Source organism: Geodermatophilus amargosae (genome assembly GCF_900116515.1).
Classification (GTDB): domain Bacteria; phylum Actinomycetota; class Actinomycetes; order Mycobacteriales; family Geodermatophilaceae; genus Geodermatophilus; species Geodermatophilus amargosae.
In genome coordinates this window covers 1-18,478 of the sequence record NZ_FPBA01000012.1, presented here as the reverse complement: position 1 = coordinate 18,478, position 18,478 = coordinate 1, and the positions used below count along the sequence as shown (strand labels likewise).

Sequence of the window (18,478 nt, the reverse complement as noted above, 5' to 3'; positions counted from 1 at the left end):
CTGCCTAGCGTTTCATCCTGATGAATTTGACCCGCGTCTCATGATCGGAACGGTCGCGGCCGCAACGGGCCCGGCGGGATCCGAGGAGCATCTTCGAGACCCGGGTCATCGGCTACCCGCTGTCGTCCTGACACCCGGCCGCACCCCAGAGCGAAGGTAGGCGTTCATGAAGGTCCTCGAAGGAGTGCGCGTCGTCGAACTGGCGTCGTACCTGTTCGTGCCCGCCGCCGGCGCCATCCTCGCGGACTGGGGCGCCGACGTCGTCAAGATCGAGCACCCGGAGCACCCGGACCCTCAGCGCGCCATCGTGATCGCGGACATGAGCGTCGGGGGCGAACCGTTCGAGCCCCTGATGCAGCAGGCCAATCGGGGCAAGCGCAGCGTCGGGCTGGACGGCGGCACGCCGGAGGGGTACGAGATCCTGCGCAAGCTCGTCGCCGGGGCAGACGTCTTCCTCACCAACCTCCTGCCCGAGAGTCGCAGACGGCTCCGGGTGGACGTCGACGACATCCGGTCGATGAACCCCTCGATCGTCTATGTCCGCGGCAGCGGCTACGGCCCCGCCGGCCCCGAGCGCTCGATGCCTGGCTTCGACGGGACCACCTACTGGGCCCGGGGCGGCGCCGCGGACAACCTCACGCCGGCCGGCGCCATGCGGCCGACGCCGGTGCGCCCGGGGCTGGGTGACCTGCCGGGTGCGACGTCGGTGGCGGGTGCGGTCGCGGCGGGCCTGTTCCACCGCGAGCGCACGGGGGAGGCCCCGCTGGTGGACGTGTCGCTGCTCAGCGTCGCCGTCTGGGGCAACTCCCCGGCGATCACCGCCTCCGCCATGCGCGGCGAGCCGATCCAGAAGACGTTGCGCGAGGACAACCGCAATCCACTGTCGCTCTCCTTCCGCACGAAGGACGGTCGCTTCGTGAAGCTGTCGCTGTTCCAGTCGGACCGCTACTTCGCGCGGCTGTGTGAAGCCCTGGGGGAGCCCGAGCTCGCCGTGGACGAGCGGTTCGTCGACTCGACGGCGCGCGCCGCTCACCGGCAGGCGTGCACGGCGGCCCTGGACGAGGTCTTCGGCCGCCTCACCCTCGCGGACGTCGAGTCCCGGCTGACGGGGCTCGGCGGCCCCTGGTCGCGGGTGCAGGACAGCTTCGAGGTCAGCCAGGACCCGCAGGTCCTGGCCAACGGCTACCTGACCGAGGTGGACGCGGGAGGGCGGAAGGTGCCCGTGGCGGCGTCCCCCTGGCAATTCGGCGAAGCCCGCTACCCGCTGCGGGCGGCGCCCGAGCACGGCGAGCACACCGACGAGGTGTTGCTCGAGCTCGGCCTCGACTACGAGGAGATCCTCAAGCTCAAGATCTCCGGCACCGTCCTGTGAGCAGCTGTCGTCACACGAGCGCCGCGCGTCCGGCCCGACCGCGTCGACGTCGACCGCAGAACCGGATGAGAGGGCCTGCCTGATGGCGACCACGGATCACGATCACCGGGACAGGTGCGCCGTCGTCGGCATCGGGGCGACGGAGTTCTCGAAGAAGTCCGGCCGGAGTGTCGCCGCGCTGGTCTCCGAGGCGAGCCTGGCGGCCATCGCGGACGCCGGGCTCACGCCGGCGGACATCGACGGCGTGGTTCGATCGGACTACGACTCCGTAACCCACAACGACATCGGTCACTGGCTTGGACTGTCCGGCCTCACCTTCTGGGGGATCACCGGAACCGGGGGTTCAGCCCCGTGCGGCATGATCGGGCAGGCCGTCGCGGCCATCCTGTCCGGCCAGGCGACCAACGTCCTCGTCTACCGGGGGCTCAACGGCCGCTCGGGGCTCAGGCTCGGCAGGGGGTCGGCGATCCAGCGGTCCGGTGGAGCGCGACACGTCGGCGGCAACGGCACCCTGGACGAGTTCTTCCTGCCTTACGGGCTGATGGCGCCCGGCCAGTTGTTCGCGATGTACGCGCGTCGTCACATGATCGAGTACGGGTCCACCTCCGACGACCTCGCGAGCATCGCGATGACGGTGCGGAAGCGGGCCAACGCCAATCCCGCGGCCCAGATGGCCCATCGGACGATGTCGCTCTCCGACTACTACGAGTCGCGGATGATCGCCGACCCCCTCCGGATGTTCGACTACTGCCTGGAGACCGACGGCGCGTGCGCCGTCGTCGTCACCGCCGCCGAGCGCGCGAAGGACTCCCCGCACCCGGGTGTGCTGATCCGCGCGGTCACCCAGGCGGCGATGCCGGAGATGCAGGGCGGGTTGGTCTTCCCGGCTCTGATGCGGCCCGACCTCCTCGACAACCCGGGGAGGCGAGTGGGCAAGGAGCTCTACCGTCGCGCGGGCCTGGGTCCCGCGGACATCGACGTCGCCCAGCTGTACGACTGCTACACGATCACCGTCCTCCTCCAGCTGGAGGACTACGGCCTCTGCGGCACGGGCGAGGGCGGCGCCTTCGCGTCCAGCGGAGCGATCGACATCGGGGGCACCGTCCCGATCAACACCGCCGGCGGCAACCTCTCCGAGGGCTACATCCACGGCATGAACCACGTCGTCGAGGGGGTCCGGCAGATGAGGGGCCAGTCGACGTCGCAGGTCCCGGGGGCGCAGACCTGCCTCGTGACCTCCGGAACGCCGACGGTCACCAGCGCGCTGATCCTCAGGGCCGCGTGATGGCGGCCATCGACAGGCCGCTGCCGGTCGTCGACGACGAGGAGACCGGCGGGTTCTTCGCTGCGGCGGCCGAGCACCGGCTGGTGGTGCGTACCTGCAACTCCTGCGCCGCGACGTTGCACCTGCCGAAGTCCTACTGCCACCACTGTGGGTCGTGGGACGTCGGCTGGCGGGACGTCCGGCCGACCGGGTCGGTCTACTCCTGGACGGTGCTGCAGCACTCGATCCACGAGGCGTTCCCGGCGCCGTGCACGGTCGTCCTGGTCCAGCTGGACGAGGACCCGGCGATCCGCTTCGTCGGGTACCTGCCCGGAGCGCCGGAGCTCCATGACGGCATGCCCGTCCGTGTCCGGTTCGAGGACATCGAACCCGGCGTCACCATCCCGCAGTGGGAGCCCGTGCCCGAGGCGTGAGCCCGGGACCGATTCATCAAGAGGAGAAGTGTCATGGGGAAGCTGGACGGCAAGGTCGCCTTCATCACCGGCGCCGCGCGTGGGCAGGGCCGGTCGCACGCGGTCCGGCTGGCTCAGGAGGGTGCCGACATCATCGGTGTCGACATCTGCGACCAGGTCGGCACGGTCTCATACCCCATGTCGTCTCGTGAGGACCTCGACGAGACGGTCGCGATGGTCGAGAAGCTCGACCGGCGGATGGTGGCACACGTCGCCGACGTCCGAGACTCAGCAGCGCTCAAGGCGGCCGCCGCGGACGGCATCGCCACCCTCGGCCGGCTCGACATCGTCCTGGCCAACGCCGGTGTGATGTTCCAGGGCCTGGCTCCGGGGCGCGACGACGAGGCGTTCCGCGACGCCGTCGACATCATGCTGGTCGGCGTGTGGAACACGATCCAGGCCGCCCTCCCGACGCTGAGGGAGCAGGGGCAGGGCGGGTCCATCGTCATCACCAGCTCGGTCAACGGGCTGAAGGGGATGGTGGCCGGCACCAACGGGGGGAACTTCGGCTACGCCGCCGCGAAGCACGGCGTCACCGGGATCATGCGGATGTACGCCAACCTCCTCGCGCCGGAGAGCATCCGGGTCAACACCGTGAATCCGACGGGAGTCGACACCCCGATGCTGGTCGGGTTCTCGGGGCTGGATGCCGCGGCCAACCCGGCGATCGCCGCGAGCCTGATGAACCCGATGCCGGTGGAGAAGATCCAGCCCATCGACGTGAGCAACGCGATCGCGTGGCTCGTGTCCGACGAAGCCCGTTACGTCACCGGCATCACCCTGCCCGTCGACGCGGGCCTGGTGAACAAGTAGGTCCGGATTCGGACTCGCCGGCCGGCCGCCGCTCGCCGCCGGAGGAGACGTCGTCGAGTCCGAGCAGGTGAGCGGTCGTCGACGTCTCCGTCGACGTGGATCCCCGAGCCACTCACGTCCTCCGGCTGGGCCGATGCGGATCCGACGCCCGGATCCGGGCTCGGTCGGCGTGGACCGGGTCGGTGTCCCACCCCACCTATGGCCGCGGGTGGGACCAGGTGACCGCCCGGATGCCGGACCGCTGCGCGCTCATCGCCGGCCTTCCCGTGGTGGAAGCGGTCGGCACGACAACGGGGTGGAGCGGCGGGCTGGGCGCCGATCCCGTCGATCGACGACCGGCGGATCGAGAGTGATGGGATGCGGCGGAGCTCGTCCGCCCTGTCCTCGGGCCCGACGACGTCCACGTCTGCCGCATGCTCAGAGGCGGCCGGGCCGGTGGTCGACCTGCTCGCGCACACGCGTGGCGGAGACGGACTCGCTCGGCTGCAGGCTCTGCGGCGATGGGCTGGGCGCCGACACCATGGGGACCGGCGTCCACCTCTGGTCCGGCCGGCTGATCGAGAACATCAACGCAGGCCGCTGACGACCCGGATCTTCTCAGGCGCGCGCACCCGACGGCTTTCGTCGCAGGCCATGCGGCCCAGGACGAGCGGGAGCACACCGGCGGAGAGAGCAGGACGGCTCGTTCAGGGTCTTCCCGCGCGCACTCCACGGCCGGGTTCGACGGGTGCCTAATTTGTTATGAGGAACTATTGACGGCGCCTCGAACTGGGTGCCAAGGTGACGTCCGCCACTCACACGAGGCGAGGCCAGGGCACGAAGACTGCTGCTCTAACCGCCGGAGAGCGTCGAGCACCACGCGTCGAGGCGATCGCAACCGTTCCGTCTCGCCGTCCCTGTTGGGTTGCGTCAGTCCATTCTCATCTGGAGGCCAGTCAGTGTCCGGTTCAACTATCCGCAGAGGTCCCAGCGGCCGCAGAACGCGAGGTGCCGTGGCCGTCTCCTCCGCACTCCTGCTCATCGGTCTCGCGGCATGCGGCAGCGACAGCGACAGCTCCGGTGGTGACGGAGGCTCCTCCGGGGAGACCGACGACGCGGCCGTCGCGGCGGCCCAGGAGCGCATCGATCCGTACCTCAACCCAACGGACGACATCCCCGTGGACGTCCCGCTGACGCAGGCGCCCGAGGAAGGGCTGCGCGTCGCCTTGGTCCGCTACAACAATCAGCCGGCGGCGGTGTACGACCAGTTCTACGAGGAGGCTGCCGAAGTCCTGAACTGGGACTTCGCCGTCTACGCCGTCGAAGCAACGGATCCGCAGGGAATTCCCAACGGGGTGTTGCGCGCCGTCAGCGAGGGTGTGAACTCCATCGTGGTGCAGGGATCCGGCATCGACGCCATGGGACCGAGCCTGGCCGCGGCCAAGGACGCAGGAATCCCGGTCTTCCTGGGGGCCGCGTCCCCCACGGACCTGCCGGAGGGTGAGGCGAACGGCGTGTACGGCAACGTCATGTCCGAGAACGGCATCAGCGCGAACGTGGCCATGGCGGACCAGATGATCGTCGACAGCGGCGGCACCGGGAACGCCGTGTTCGTCAACGTTCCTGACTTCCCCGGCCTGGCGCCCATCAACGATGCGATCGAGACACACGTCGCCGAGAACTGCAGCGGATGCAGCTTGGAGATGTTGAACATCTCCGCCGGGGACCTCGGTGGGGACGTTGCCTCGACGGTCGTCGCGGCAGTCCGCCAGAACCCCGACGTGGAGTACGTGATCGGTTCCTACGCCAACGTGGTCCGCGGACTGCCGCAGGCTCTCGCGGCCGCCGGTCTGGACACCGTCAAGGTGTTCGTGTCCCAGCCCACGGAAGAGAGCATCGTGGAGCAGGTCGAGCAGGGCGACTATGCCGCCACGATCCTGATCCCCACTGGGAGTTTCTCCTGGGCGGTGATGGACCAGATCGCGCGCGTGAACCTCGGGATGGATCCGCTCCAGGACGAGTACGCCGACCTGGGCATGGCGCTCTACACGGCCGAGGACTTCCCGGAGGGCACGAGGAGCTGGGACCTGGCCGACTATCAGTCGCAGTACGAGGAGCTGTGGCAGCTCTCCTGACCGCTGCTGCCTGACCTCACGATCGGCTCGGCGTCCTCTCGTCAGGACGCCGGGCCGATCCCCGGGCGGGACGTACACGACCTGCCGCAGTGCTCATCAACACTTCTGCACCGGGGGCGGGCGGAACCGATTGCCGGCAGGCAGCGTCGGAGACGGAAGAGGCGAGATGGACGCGATCACGAAGTTGGAAGCGATCGAAGGCATCAGGCTCGCGAAAGCACGACAGCAGAGGGGCGTCGACACGAAGGACGGCGACCTGCTCCGCCGCGTCTGGGCCGATGACGCCGTGGTCGATTGTCGCGGTGTCATGACCGATCCCGTCACCGGAGCGAACTCCGCCCCACAGACGGACGTCGTCCTCCATGGCGTCGACGAGGCCGTCGCCTCCGCCCTGGACTCGCTCGCGGGCATCGTGTCGGTTCATCACGTGAGCGATCCCGAGATCGAGATCATCAGCGTGACCACGGGCAGAGCGACGTGGCCGCAGGTCGATCGGCTCTGGTTCGCAGCCGGCTCTCCGTTCAGGGCATTCATCGGCTACGGCTACTACCACGAGACCTACGAACGCGTCGGGGAAGACTGGCGGATCAAGACCATGCGCATGGAGCGCACCAGACTCGAGTTCGTCCCGTGGTGAGAGGCCGACGGGCCTCCCGGGCACCTCGACGCGTCACCGACCCGCCGCGTGGACGGCCTCTCGCACCTACGCCGAGTGACAGTCCACCGCCGGGCATCAAGGGCGACGTCCGCGGCCTGCCGCGCCAGCAGGACGGTCAGCACGCCGGACACGAACTCCAACCGCTCGGTGAGCGCCGCCAGATGGTGAAGGCGCGAGGTCTGGGCTGACAGATTCCGTGACCACCCATCTCGTCAAGGTGGACGACGTCGGTGACCGCTCGGGCCGGGTGGTGGGGACCGGGGCCTCCCACGGTAAGCGGGATGGCCCCGGTCTCCACCGACAGTGCGAGCGCAAGCCCGAGCTGCGCGTGCGACCGGTCATCTGAGCATCGAGCACCGACGTGGCCTGGCCGGCGGCGGAGTCCAGGCCGCTGCGCAGGGTCGTGTGATCGGCTCGGGCGGACCGTTCGCACGACGGTCACCGGACGCTTCTCCGGGGTGGCCAGCGCCGACCGGCAGCAGCTCCGCCCCCCGGAGCCCTACCTCAGGAGGCTGCGGGCGATGACCATCCGCTGGATCTGGTTGGTGCCCTCGTAGATCTGGGTGATCTTGGCGTCGCGCATCATGCGCTCGACCGGGAAGTCCTGGGTGTAGCCGGCGCCGCCGAAAAGCTGGACGGCGTTGGTGGTCACCTTCATGGCGACGTCGGAGGCGAAGGCCTTGGCCGCAGCGCACAGCCGGCCGAGGTCGGGGTCCACCTTGCCGCCGGAATGGCCCGCCTCGCCACGGGCGGCGGCCACGTACACCAGGTGCCGCGCGGCCTCGATCTGCATGGCCATGTCGGCGAGCATGAACTGCACGCCCTGGAAGTCGCTGACGGTCTTGCCGAACTGCTTGCGCTCCCGGGTGTACTCGACCGCGGCGTCCAGCGCGCCCTGGGCGACGCCCACGGCCTGCGCGCCGATGGTCGGGCGGGTGAAGTCCAGCGTCCGCAGCGCGGTCTTGAAGCCGGTGCCGGGCTCGCCGATGATCCGGTCGGCCGGGATGGTGCAGTCGGTGAAGTACAGCTCGCAGGTGGGCGAGCCCTTGATCCCCATCTTCCGCTCCTTGGGGCCCACCGCGAAGCCCGGGTCGTCGCGGTGGACGACGAAGGCGGAGATGCCGTTGGCCCGCTTCTCCGGGTCGGTGACGGCCATGACCGTGTACCACTCGGAGATGCCGGAGTTGGTGATCCAGGCCTTGGTGCCGTTGAGCACCCAGGTGTCGCCCTCGAGGCGGGCGCGGGTCGTCATCGCCGCGGCGTCGGAGCCGGCCTCCCGCTCGGAGAGCCCGTAGCTGATCATCGCGTCGCCCGCGGCGATCGGCCGGAGCACCTCCTGCTTGAGGTCCTCCGACGCCGACAGGATGACCGGCATCGACCCGAGCTTGTTGACCGCCGGGATGAGCGACGCCGAGACGTCGACCCGGGCGACCTCCTCGATGACGATGCAGGTGGCGATCGCGTCGGCGCCCTCGCCGCCGTACTGCTCGGGGATGTGCGTGGCGTGGAAGCCGGCCGCCGTCAGCGCCTTCTGCGCCTCGACCGGGAACCGGGACTCCGCGTCCACCTCGGCCGCGTACGGCTTGATCTCCCGCTCGGCGATGTCCCGGACCGCGGTCCGGATCGCGTCGTGCTCCTCGGTCAGCTGGTACAGCCCCGCCTGTGGCATCTCGTCCTCGATCAGTTCGCGTGCGGGAAGAAGCCACGGCCGGTCTTGCGGCCGAGCAGGCCGGCCTCGACCATCCGCAGCAGCAACGGGGGAGGGGCGTAGAGCGGTTCCTTGAACTCGTGGTACATCGAGTCGGCGATGGCAGCGGTGGTGTCGAGACCGATCAGGTCGGCGAGGGCCAGGGGCCCCAGGGGATGGGCGCAGCCCTGGACCATCCCGGCATCGATGTCCTCCGCTGTGGCGAACCCGGACTCCAGCATCCGGATCGCCGACAGCAGGTAGGGGACCAGCAGTGCGTTGACGATGAAACCGGCACGGTCCCTCGACCGGATGGTCGTCTTCCCCAGCCGCTCCTCGGTGAAGTCGGTGACCGCGGACAGGGTCTCGTCCGACGTGAGCAGGCTGCCAACGATCTCGACCAACGGCAGCACCGGTACGGGGTTGAAGAAGTGGACGCCGACCACGCGTTCCGGTCGATCGGTGCTGCTGGCGATCTTCACGAGCGGGATCGAGGAGGTGTTGGACGCCAGGATCGCGTCCGGCTTCACCAGCGCGTCCAGTCGGCGGAAGAGGTCCAGCTTGAGGCTCTCGACCTCCGGGATCGCCTCGATCACCAGGTCCGCGTCGCTCGCCCCCTCGAGGTCGGCCAGGACGGTGATCCGTGCGAGGGCCGCATCCGCCTGCTCGGACGGCAGGCGCCCCGCACGGACGGCACGCTGCATCGACGACTCGAGGCGAGAACGGCAGCGGTCGACGCCGGCCGGGTTCGCCTCGACCAGGACGACGTCGACGCCGGCTCGTGCGCAGACCTCCGCGATGCCCGCGCCCATGGTCCCGCCACCGACGACGCCCACCTGATCCACAGCATCTCCCTACGGCCTGCTAACGGGGGCGCGATGGCCTGCGCCGGGGCGGCCGCGCGACGCCACTCGCCGCCAGGCGACTCTTCCTAATTCCTACGGATGTTTGTACCATGTCGCCATCCGCCGCCGAGCGTGTCCGGGCCAGGCGTCGCCCCTCGGCCCGCCGCGGGACGAGTCAGGACCCCGGCTCTCGTGCGGGCACCTCAGCTGGAGTGCCCCGAGGGAACATGAGCGAGGAGCAGTCACGCGATGCCTCTGACCGACGACATGCAGCTGATCTCGGTGGACGACCACTTGATCGAGCGTCCCGAGGTGTGGTCCACCCGCCTCCCGAAGAAGCACCAGGAGAACGGGCCCCGCATCGTCGAGGCCACGGGTGAGGAGATGGACCAGTACGGCTTCGGCCAGCGCGTCCCGAAGGGCAGCCAGGTCTGGCAGCTCGAGGGTCTGGTCTACGCCCAGCTCGGGCTCAACGCGGTCGCGGGCAAGTCCCGCGAAGAGCTGGGCACCGAGCCGCTGCGCTTCGACGACATGATCCCGGGTTGCTACGACCCCGCGGCGCGGGTGGTCGACATGGACATCGACGGCGTGCAGGCCGAGCTGCTTTTCCCGTCCTTCCCGAAGTTCGCGGGGACGATGTTCCAGAACGTGAAGGACCCCGAGCTCGCACTGCTCTGCACGAAGGCCTGGAACGACTACGTCCACGAGGAGTGGGTCACGCCCTATCCGGACCGCTTCATCCCGGTCGGCATCCTCCCGTACTGGGACGTCGAGGCATCCATCGCTGAACTGCGGAGGCTCGCAACGCGCGGGGTCCGCGCCATCTCCTTCCCCGAGAACCCGGTGCCCCTCGGCCACCCCTCCTTCCACACCGACCACTGGGACCGGCTGTTCGACGTCTTCGAAGAGGTCGACGCGGTCGCGACCATGCACTTCGGCACCTCCGGCCAGGTCAAGCTGACCGCGCCGGAAGCCCCCATGGCGGTGATGTCCGCGCTGATGGGGACCAACTCCATGTACACCGTCTGCGACCTGCTCTTCTCGCCCGTCTTCCACCGGCACCCCGGCTTCAAGGTCGCGGTCGCCGAGGGCGGCATCGGCTGGATGCCGTGGCTGCTCGAGCGGGTCGAGTACACCTGGGAGCGGCACCGCTTCTACCAGAACATCCACCAGACCGTTCGTCCGGCGGAGCTGTTCGAGAAGCACATCTGGGGCTGCTTCATCACCGATCACTACGGCGTGGAGAACAGGCACAAGATCGGCGTGCACAAGATCACCTGGGAGGCCGACTACCCGCACTCGGACTCCTACTGGCCGAACAGCCGCAAGATCGTCTCGGAGATGCTCCACGACGTCCCTGACGACGAGGTCCGCCAGATCGTCGAGACCAACGCGCGCGAGCTGTACCGCTTCCCGCGCAGGTGACGCGGTTCGGGACTGTGCGCCGGCCTCCTGCGGGCAGGGGTGTGGTCGAGTAGGACGAGACCTGCGGATCAGCGTCGGAAACGAGCCAGACGCAGTGCGTCGTGGCCATTCACGGAAGAGGTGCAGAACGTGGCGACAACGGAGGTCTCGGCGGTGGTGGATGCGCCCGTGGACGACGTCTGGCGTGTCCTCGGGGACTTCGGCGCGATGCCGACCTGCCTCACCGCCGTCGTGGACTGTCGGCTGGAGGGCGGAGCCGTCGGCCGGGGACCTGTCGGCGCCGTCCGCGCGATCACGGTCCGCAGCGGAGCGGTGGTGCGGGAACGCCTGCTCGGACACGACGAGGTCCGACGCAGTGTCCGCTACGAGATCGTCGGTGCGAACCGTTTCCCGGTGCGGAGCTACCGCGTCCAGGCGGGGGCCTGGGCGGTCACGTCGACCGGTCAGACCTTCGTTCGCCTGGCCGTGGACTTCGACGCCGACGCTGCTGACGAACCGGTCGCCGCGGAGATGATCACTGCGAACTACGACGTCCTCCTCCGCGACCTGGCCGCCCACGTGACGGGGACTCCGGCGCGCCCGTAGTCCCCGGTCGGTGCCCCACGTCGCTGCGCGGCCGAGACCGTCGACGTCTCGAACGAAGATCCCGTGTCGCCGCACATGCCGGCTCGAGGCGGACGGACCCCGCCTCTGAGGGGTCGGGGACGGCGGCGCAGCCCGGGTCAGGGGGCAGCGTGGGGAACTACTGCGTCGGGACACGCTCTGACGCGGTCAGGACAGCAAGCGCTCGGTCGGAGACCGGGAGAGAGGCGCACATGAGCCGAAGGTCGGAGGGGGAGAGCTCGATCAGCACGGGCGCCCCCGGACGGCTGGTCGCCGACGGCGCCCGGCTCGTCATCGACGGCCGTGACGAGGAAGCGCTCGACGACGGAGCGGTCACCTCGCTCGGCGGGAGCGCCCGTGCCCCCGGCGCGACCGGCCGCGCCAACTCCCTGGTCGACGACACCGGCATCGACCCCAGCTGCGGGCCGGTGATCGAGGCCGACCTCGCCGTCGGATTCCCGGTCGTCACGACGTCCGCGACGGCGCTCCTCGAAGGCCGCGGAGCCGAGGTCGCCACCGTCCCCCTCGAGCACCTCGGCGTGCCCGAGGACATCGGGGGAGTCGTGGCGCTCCCGCTCCCCGCCGGCGCCGCCCCGCTGACGGGCCAGACCGTCGTCATCGGCGGGGTCACGCTCACCGGCGGTGTCGAGTGAGCCCACCCGGTCTCGACCTCGACAGCCTCGGACGCTGGCTCGCGGGCGAGGTGTCCGGTGCCGGCAGCCTGCTGGAAGCGACGCTGATCGCCGGCGGGAAGTCGAACCTGACCTACCTGGTGACCGACGGCACCAGCGAGTGGATCGTGCGCCGCCCGCCGATGGGCCACGTTCTGGCGACCGCGCACGACATGGCCCGCGAGTTCCGGGTCATGTCCGCGCTCCAGGACACCGCCGTCCCCGTGCCCCGGACCTATGCGTTCTGCGGCGACGAGTCGGTGATCGGTGCGGACTTCTACGTCATGGAACGCTGCGCCGGCACGCCCCTCCGGCGGGCCGCCCAGCTCGCGGAACTGGGGCCCGGCCGCACCCGCGTCATCTCCACCGGCCTCGTCGACACCCTCGCGGCGTTGCACGCGGTTGATCCGCACGCGGTGGGGCTGGGCGACTTCGGCCGTCCCGAGGGGTTCCTCGCTCGCCAGGTGGCGCGCTGGAAGAAGCAGCTCGATGCGTCGCACACCCGGGACCTGCCGGCCGCTCAGCAGCTGTTCGGGCGGCTCGCAGCGGACGTCCCCCTCGAGTCGACCACCGGCATCGTGCACGGCGACTTCCGCCTCGACAACGTCCTCGTCGACGGCCAGGACCGGGTGACCGCCGTGCTGGACTGGGAGATGGCGACCCTGGGCGACCCGCTGACCGACCTCGCGCTGATGCTGACCTATGACCGGCTGGGCGCTGTGCTGGGCGAGGCGGTCACCGATGCCTCCCTCGCGCCCGGGTACCTCACCGAGGACGAGATCTTGAACCGCTATGCCGCCTCGAGCAGCCGCGACCTGGCTCGCTTCGGCTGGTATCGCGCGCTGGCCGCATTCAAGCTGGCGGCCATCCTCGAGGGCATCCACCACCGCTTCCTGGCCGGGCACACGGTCGGCGAGGGCTTCGACGGGATTGCTGACGCGATCGACCCCCTGCTCGACGCGGGCCTGTCCGCACTGGACGACTGAGCCCGAGGAGCTCGACGCCGGCGACTGAACTGCGCGCCGGAGTCCGCCGGCCCGGTCTGCAAAACCCCGTCCTCCCCGGCGGCCCCCCCCGACGTCGAGGGCTCGAGCTCGCCCAGCCGGCAGCAGGCCGTCCGGCCGAGGGACCGGGCGCGCCCGTCCCGAGCCGGACATCGTGCTGCTCCCCGGAGCACGGGCACCATGAGCGCCACCGCACGTCGACGGGCCGGTGCACCGCCGCACGGGGGGCCGGTGGCCGCGCTGTCCGCAACACCGTCGAGTGACGACCTACCATGACAGAACGGCGCGCTGGCACTCTGGACGCCGAGGTGCTGGTCCAGGAGGGCTGTGTCCTCCTGTTCGGTTTCCGCGAGACGAGCGGCACGGCAACCGGAGACCGAATGTCCCCCACGTCGAGCTTTCCTGAGACGACGCTGTCGGAGTCCCGGAGAGGCCGGCGAATATCGAGAAGGCGGAGGGTGTCGGTCGTGCCCCGTCCTCATGCCGGCGAGTGCGCATATATTGCAGTCAAAGAATGGCGGCTTGAAGACGGCGTGGCCGCGCTCACGCAGCGGGCCTCTCCAGGCCCATCACGAACGAGTAAGGGTGCACGTGGCGAGGAAGAAGCAGACCGATGCGCAGACCGCGGAGTCGGCGACTCCGGCGAAGGGCATCCCGATCGCCGCCGGAGGTTCGGTGCTCCGACCGCTGAAGGCCGCGGAGGTCGTGGCTCGTGAGGTCGTGCGCAGCATCTCCGCCGCTGGGCTCCAGCCCGGGGACGGTCTGCCCTCGGAGGCCCAGATGCTGCAGCAGTACGGCGTGAGCCGTGAGTCCCTGCGGGAGGGGCTGCGGCTCCTGGAGGTCCAGGGGATGATCAGCATCCGTCGTGGCCCCGGTGGTGGTCCGGTGGTCGGCACCGTCGACTCCGCCAATCTGGGCAGGATGGAGGCGTTGTTCTTCCACCTCGCGGGGGCGACGTATGACGAGTTGTTCGAGGCGTGGGTGTTCGCGGAGTCGACGCTGGCCCGCATGGCCGCCTCGAACCCGGACGCTGCGCTGCGTGAGCAGGTGATGGAGCCGTATCTGTCCGGTGACGTGGAGGAGGACGAGCACGTCGATCTCGACGTCTACGTGACCGGTCACGAGGGTTTCCACGGTGCGGTGTCCGGACTGGCCGGCAACCGGGTCTTCCAGCTCACCTTCCGCGCGTACGGCCAGCTGGTCGCCCACCACCTCTCCACCGTCGGGGACGTCCGCAAGCTCCACAGGCAACTGGTCGAGGACCACCTCAAGCTCGCCCAGGTCATCGTGGACGGCGACGCGGAGATCGCCGCGACGCTTATGCAGGAGCACCTCTCGCAGGTCATCGACATCAACCGCGGCGAACTGGGCCCCCTGCTCGAGGGCCCGGTCGGCTGGCTGTGACCGCTACTGCCCTGCGCGCTGCACGAGCAGATCGGGACGGACGAGTTCCGATCTGAACCGGGGATGAAGGGCGAGCGGTGTCACGAGGCGCTCGAGAGCTCGACCGCGAGGGGACCGACCGTCTCGTCGAGGGGTCGGTGACGCCACCTGGTGCGTGAGCGTCGTCGCCGAGCGTCTCCGCTCGACGGCGCGCACCAGCGGACGTGCTCGTGAGCAGGACAGATGGGCCGCACCCTCAGGACGATACGACCTCGCTCACGCCCGAGCTGTCGGCGCCGACCTCGTCGATCGGGCCGGCCACGATCATCACCATCGCTACGTGGTGCCCGACGCCGGAGCCCGGTCCGGCAGCACAGCTAGGCGAGGCGCTCGGCGATGCGTGCCGTCGCCTCGAGGAGGCGCTGGATGCACCTCTGTACCTCCGGCTTGGGTGTGGTCACCGGGATGTTGTGGATGTTCACCATCAGCGCCAGCTCACCGTCGGGGCCGATCACAGGTGCACTGATGGATGCGATCGATCCGGTCGGATGACCGTCCAACCGCCCGACGTCCTCCTGTGACCTGACCTCGGCGACGGAGGTGGTACTGCGCATGAGCTGGGCGACCTGACGCTCCATCGCGGGAGTGTGTCCGTGCTCCGCGATGATCCCGGAGATCTGGTCGACGTCTGCCATGGACCGCCACACGGTCATCGACCATCCCGTGCTCCGGATCGTCGCCATCTCGTCGAGGATGCGCTGCCGATCGTCAGCAGGCGTCCTGATCCTGTTCATCCACGCGATCTGCTCATCGCGAGGGGCCCATGCCATGAAGACCTCGCCCCAGGGCGGCACCACGGGGAAGGTCATGCCGATGCGCCACGGCGGGACCGCGTCCAGGGGCGGAAAGACCGAGGCGATGACCACGAACTGGTCGCCTTTCGGCACCTGCGCGTAGCACTCGAAACCCACGTCACCAGCCAGGGCCTCGATCTCCGCACGCGCTCGGTCAGCGATCGACAGGCTGTGCAGCATGTCGGCGCTCGCGCCCATCACGAGGGACGTCGTGGCGAACCCGCCGTATCCGCCTTGGAAGAAGAGCAGGGGGATGGTCGGCACGCCCGTAGCCAGGTGCGTCACACGCCCGAGCACGATGTAGTGGTCACCGGCCTCGTCGATTCGCTCGAACTCGCAGTCGATCCAGGCGACCACTCCGTCGATGACGGGAGCGCCCGAGGGCGCCGGGGACCAGTTGACGCCGGCGAACTTGTCACCGCCACTGACAGCGAACTGACGGCAGATCGGCTCCTGCTTCGCCGACAGGATGTTGACGCAGAAGCTGTGTGCTTTACGCAGTGATGCGAAGGACGAGGAGGTGCGGGCGGGCAGGAACGCGACCAGCGGAGGGTCCAGGGAGACCGACGTGAACGAGCCCACGACCATCCCGGAGGGCTTCCCCTCCGGCGTGATCGCCGTGATGACCACCACGCCTGTGGGCAGGTGGCCGAGCACTTCGCGAAAGCGCTTGTCGTCGAAAGCCGTGTCGACGTCCATGTCAGCTCCTACCGTTGTGCCGTGAGGTGTCGGGCCGAGCGCTGCCTGGGTCTGAGGATGCGCGCTCATCTGCAACTGCTGGTCTCGACGCCGCGATGACTGGTCCGGCCGGCGTCTGGTGCCTCGGCAGTGTCGCTCGGGCAGCAGGTCATCACAGGATCATTGCCCGCGCCAGGGGTCTCGGCTGCCCCACGCTCATCAAGGGCGCCCGAGCAGGTCGCCATGCGACATCTGATGCACATGTCCTGGCTGGAACCCGCTGGCCGCGTTCCCCGGTGGAGTGGATGCGGCGCACCTCGGACGTCGCACACCGTGCGCGGCGTCCGAGGTAGCCAATCCTGATCCGACCCGATCCCCGGTTACAGGGAGTGCGGCTTCGTGTAGATCCGGTCGTCCGGATACCAGTCACCTGGGACGAAGGCGTCCACCCCGGGGAAGCGCTCCTCCGAGCGCCACACGGTGCTCCAGTCGATGACGACGACCCGGTCGGCGATCTTCCACTCGCCACCGCGTCGTTCGAGATGGTCGAGGTAGCGGCCCGCGAGCGCGGTGACGACGTTCGGGGAAGGCGCGCGCCCGTGCTCGGCGTAGTGCACGAAGTAGGTCTCCGCGGATGCCCGATCGCCGTCGACGGCGATGGTGGACTGCCCGAGCACGTGCTGCTGGCCGGAGTACTCCTTGGCGGCGGCGAGACCCCAGGTCACGAACTCCTGGGCGTTGCCGTCGAACAGGCCGTGGTTGTCGTGCCCGTCGTCCCAGTACGCCGCACGCGCGTTCGACTCCTCGCAACGATCCATGCCGCGGGCGTAGCCCTCGACCACCCGGCGGATCGCGTCGCGCTCGAGGAGCGCACGCAGCTGACCGAGTTCTACCGCCGTCAGAGGTGTCGAGTCATCAGCCATGTTCCTCATCATGAACCCTCAGGCACGCCGGCGGCCAGAGTCCTCACCGCCGCTGACCCTGATGCGTCGTGGAGGACCGCCTGCTGTGAGCCGCGTGTGCGGTCGAGCCCTTCGGGCTCACGGTGCAGGCGGTGGAAGACGCCGCAGCGCACGTCCCGGCCTCCTCGGCCCCGGGTGACCATGCGACTGCCGAGGTGGTCCGGCACGTGCCGCCTGTCACGGCACCGGTGGCGGACCGCGCGATCCCTCGGATGATGCGCCGGCTGGGTGAGTCGCACGACCCCGGAGTTCGCGGCAACCCGCCGTAGCGCGTAGGGAGCGACTCGAGTCACGAGGATCCGGCCTCGGACGTCCCGCGAGGTGGGGCATCGAGCACTTCACGGCGCCGCAGGCACAGCCGGCCGGCGGGGCGCTCGCCGCTCTTGAGGGCCACCTCCGGCAGCAATTGGTCATGAGGAACTATTGACCGGACAGGTGGAGGGCTGTCACGCTCACCGCGGCAGGAGTGACCTGCGCCACCGGCGCGAGGTGGGCGAGAACGCCGGGATCCTGATCCCGCCAACTCCGGAGGACGAGTCCCATGACTGCGACCGCGAGTCCCGAGAACGACCAGACTCAGCCGCCGCCGGTGCGTTCCCGCAAGGAGCGGTCTTCCGTGGCTGACGTGTCGAGTGTGTTGGGCGCGTTGAGCCCGAAGCGGGTCAGCGTGTTGTATCTGCTGGTCCTGATCGTGGTGATCTTCGGGATCACGATCCCGGATCTGTTCCTGTCGGAGATCACGTTCCAGAGCGTGGCCCGCAGTCAGGCGATCGTGGGCATCTTGGCGTTGGCGGCGCTGCTGCCGTTCGTGGCCGGGGAGTTCGACATCAGCCTGGGGACCAATCTGGCGTTGTCGGTGATCCTGGTGGCCTGGATGAGCAACAACCATCCCGGTCTCGGGGTGTGGACTATGTGTCTGATCGCCGTCCTGGTGTCGGCGTTCGTCGGCCTGGTGAACGGGATCCTGGTCGGAAAGCTGGGGATCAACTCGTTCATCGCGACTCTGGGCACCAGTCAGATCCTGGCGGCGATCGCGCTGAAGATCTCCAACAACGAGCAGGTGCTGAGTTCGCTCCCGCAGACCTTCGAGGACCTGGGGCAGGGGCGCACCTTCGGGGTTCCCAACGGTCTGTTCGTGACCTTGGCCCTAGGCCTTCTGGTGTGGTACGTCCTGCAGTACACCAAGGTCGGTCGCCACCTCTATGCCTCGGGGTTCAACCGGGAGGCCGCGCGACTGTCGGGGGTGCGCACCGAGCGGGTCGTGATCGGTTCTTTCGTCGCCGCCGGTGCGGTCGCCGGACTGGCCGGCGTCGTGTTCATCGCTCAGGTGGGGACGTTCAACAACTCGATCGGCATGCCGTTCCTCTTCCCGGCCTACGCCGCGGTGTTCCTCGGGGCCACGCAGTTCAACCTGCGGCCCAACGTGTGGGGCACGCTGCTGGCGATCTTCACCCTGGCCCTGGGTGTGCAGGGTCTGCAGCTCTCCTCGTCGGGCTCGGGATTCTGGATCACGCCGCTGTTCAACGGCATCGCCCTGGTGGCCGCGGTGATGTTCAGCCGCCGGCAGAACGCCCGCACGACCACGCAGGTCGAACCCACCGACCCCGCCGGCCCGCACCCGACGGACCTGGCGGCCGACAACCCCACCACCGGCAGAGACCCACAGGCCCTC

General features: G+C 69.3%; 17 protein-coding genes. 13 read left to right on the top strand and 4 right to left on the bottom strand.

Annotated features, from left to right (window positions below; genetic code table 11):
• The first annotated feature begins 166 nt into the window (after positions 1-166).
• The 7 genes from BM414_RS15975 (at position 167) to BM414_RS15950 (ending at position 6,673) form a co-directional block, all read left to right on the top strand.
• Positions 167-1,372: a CaiB/BaiF CoA transferase family protein gene (locus tag BM414_RS15975; RefSeq protein WP_093580794.1), complete on the top strand. Its 1,206-nt coding sequence runs from the start codon at positions 167-169 to the stop codon at positions 1,370-1,372.
• An 82-nt stretch (positions 1,373-1,454) separates the two neighbouring features.
• Positions 1,455-2,657: a thiolase C-terminal domain-containing protein gene (locus tag BM414_RS15970; protein WP_093580792.1), complete on the top strand. Its 1,203-nt coding sequence runs from the start codon at positions 1,455-1,457 to the stop codon at positions 2,655-2,657.
• On the top strand, positions 2,657-3,070 hold the full coding sequence (locus BM414_RS15965) for a Zn-ribbon domain-containing OB-fold protein (RefSeq protein WP_093581016.1): 414 nt from the start codon (positions 2,657-2,659) through the stop codon (positions 3,068-3,070). Before BM414_RS15970 ends, BM414_RS15965 begins: the two co-directional genes overlap by 1 nt.
• Positions 3,071-3,103: 33 nt before the next feature.
• A complete protein-coding gene (locus tag BM414_RS15960; protein ID WP_093580790.1) occupies positions 3,104-3,922 on the top strand; it encodes a mycofactocin-coupled SDR family oxidoreductase in 819 nt (272 codons plus the stop codon).
• Between the two features lie 460 nt (positions 3,923-4,382).
• Positions 4,383-4,505 (top strand): hypothetical protein, encoded by a 123-nt coding sequence (locus tag BM414_RS31400; protein ID WP_281246739.1) that lies wholly within the window; start codon positions 4,383-4,385, stop codon positions 4,503-4,505.
• A gap of 409 nt (positions 4,506-4,914) precedes the next feature.
• Positions 4,915-6,036, top strand: a complete 1,122-nt coding sequence (locus tag BM414_RS15955) for a sugar ABC transporter substrate-binding protein (protein WP_175551629.1) — start codon at positions 4,915-4,917, stop codon at positions 6,034-6,036.
• A gap of 166 nt (positions 6,037-6,202) precedes the next feature.
• On the top strand, positions 6,203-6,673 hold the full coding sequence (locus BM414_RS15950; protein ID WP_093580786.1) for a nuclear transport factor 2 family protein: 471 nt from the start codon (positions 6,203-6,205) through the stop codon (positions 6,671-6,673).
• Between the two features lie 520 nt (positions 6,674-7,193).
• Here the strand turns inward: BM414_RS15950 and BM414_RS15945 are convergent.
• Together BM414_RS15945 and BM414_RS15940 are read right to left on the bottom strand one after the other, a co-directional pair.
• On the bottom strand, positions 7,194-8,363 hold the full coding sequence (locus BM414_RS15945; protein ID WP_093580784.1) for an acyl-CoA dehydrogenase family protein: 1,170 nt from the start codon (positions 8,361-8,363) through the stop codon (positions 7,194-7,196).
• A gap of 11 nt (positions 8,364-8,374) precedes the next feature.
• Positions 8,375-9,226 (bottom strand): 3-hydroxybutyryl-CoA dehydrogenase, encoded by an 852-nt coding sequence (locus BM414_RS15940; RefSeq protein WP_093580782.1) that lies wholly within the window; start codon positions 9,224-9,226, stop codon positions 8,375-8,377.
• A 249-nt stretch (positions 9,227-9,475) separates the two neighbouring features.
• Between BM414_RS15940 and BM414_RS15935 the strand changes: the two genes are divergently transcribed.
• The 5 genes from BM414_RS15935 to BM414_RS15915 all read left to right on the top strand — a co-directional run bounded on the left by BM414_RS15935 (position 9,476) and on the right by BM414_RS15915 (position 14,333).
• Entirely contained in the window at positions 9,476-10,651 is a 1,176-nt protein-coding gene (locus BM414_RS15935) for an amidohydrolase family protein (protein ID WP_093580780.1), read from the top strand.
• A 129-nt stretch (positions 10,652-10,780) separates the two neighbouring features.
• Entirely contained in the window at positions 10,781-11,236 is a 456-nt protein-coding gene (locus BM414_RS15930; protein WP_217644750.1) for an SRPBCC family protein, read from the top strand.
• Positions 11,237-11,466: 230 nt separating this feature from the next.
• The gene (locus tag BM414_RS15925) at positions 11,467-11,907 is read left to right on the top strand and encodes an SDR family oxidoreductase (protein WP_093580776.1); all 441 of its coding nucleotides are present in this window, start codon (positions 11,467-11,469) and stop codon (positions 11,905-11,907) included.
• Positions 11,904-12,911, top strand: coding sequence for a phosphotransferase family protein (locus tag BM414_RS15920; RefSeq protein ID WP_093580774.1), 1,008 nt, complete (start codon positions 11,904-11,906; stop codon positions 12,909-12,911). The genes BM414_RS15925 and BM414_RS15920 overlap by 4 nt, the downstream gene beginning before the upstream one ends.
• A gap of 603 nt (positions 12,912-13,514) precedes the next feature.
• Entirely contained in the window at positions 13,515-14,333 is an 819-nt protein-coding gene (locus BM414_RS15915; protein ID WP_217644749.1) for a FadR/GntR family transcriptional regulator, read from the top strand.
• A 356-nt stretch (positions 14,334-14,689) separates the two neighbouring features.
• On the opposite strand, the gene BM414_RS15910 is transcribed toward BM414_RS15915, so the two are convergent.
• Together BM414_RS15910 and BM414_RS15905 are read right to left on the bottom strand one after the other, a co-directional pair.
• Complete coding sequence (locus BM414_RS15910) at positions 14,690-15,865, bottom strand: flavin reductase (RefSeq protein WP_175551627.1); 1,176 nt, start codon at positions 15,863-15,865, stop codon at positions 14,690-14,692.
• Between the two features lie 359 nt (positions 15,866-16,224).
• Positions 16,225-16,767, bottom strand: coding sequence for a nuclear transport factor 2 family protein (locus BM414_RS15905; RefSeq protein ID WP_175551626.1), 543 nt, complete (start codon positions 16,765-16,767; stop codon positions 16,225-16,227).
• Positions 16,768-17,422: 655 nt separating this feature from the next.
• On the opposite strand from BM414_RS15905, the gene BM414_RS15900 reads away from it, so the two are divergent.
• The coding region (locus BM414_RS15900; protein ID WP_217644748.1) for an ABC transporter permease at positions 17,423-18,478 on the top strand (1,056 nt) is incomplete at its 3' end.

Excerpts from the sequence above, each read along its gene's own strand:
- BM414_RS15975 (WP_093580794.1), top strand. The coding sequence starts at position 167 with ATGAAGGTCCTCGAAGGAGTGCGCGTCGTCGAACTGGCGTCGTACCTG.
- BM414_RS15905 (WP_175551626.1), bottom strand. The coding sequence starts at position 16,767 with ATGGCTGATGACTCGACACCTCTGACGGCGGTAGAACTCGGTCAGCTG.
- BM414_RS15925 (WP_093580776.1), top strand. The coding sequence starts at position 11,467 with ATGAGCCGAAGGTCGGAGGGGGAGAGCTCGATCAGCACGGGCGCCCCC.
- BM414_RS15910 (WP_175551627.1), bottom strand. The coding sequence starts at position 15,865 with ATGGACGTCGACACGGCTTTCGACGACAAGCGCTTTCGCGAAGTGCTC.
- BM414_RS15935 (WP_093580780.1), top strand. The coding sequence starts at position 9,476 with ATGCCTCTGACCGACGACATGCAGCTGATCTCGGTGGACGACCACTTG.
- BM414_RS15945 (WP_093580784.1), bottom strand. The coding sequence starts at position 8,363 with ATGCCACAGGCGGGGCTGTACCAGCTGACCGAGGAGCACGACGCGATC.
- BM414_RS15965 (WP_093581016.1), top strand. The coding sequence starts at position 2,657 with ATGGCGGCCATCGACAGGCCGCTGCCGGTCGTCGACGACGAGGAGACC.
- BM414_RS15950 (WP_093580786.1), top strand. The coding sequence starts at position 6,203 with ATGGACGCGATCACGAAGTTGGAAGCGATCGAAGGCATCAGGCTCGCG.
- BM414_RS15960 (WP_093580790.1), top strand. The coding sequence starts at position 3,104 with ATGGGGAAGCTGGACGGCAAGGTCGCCTTCATCACCGGCGCCGCGCGT.
- BM414_RS15970 (WP_093580792.1), top strand. The coding sequence starts at position 1,455 with ATGGCGACCACGGATCACGATCACCGGGACAGGTGCGCCGTCGTCGGC.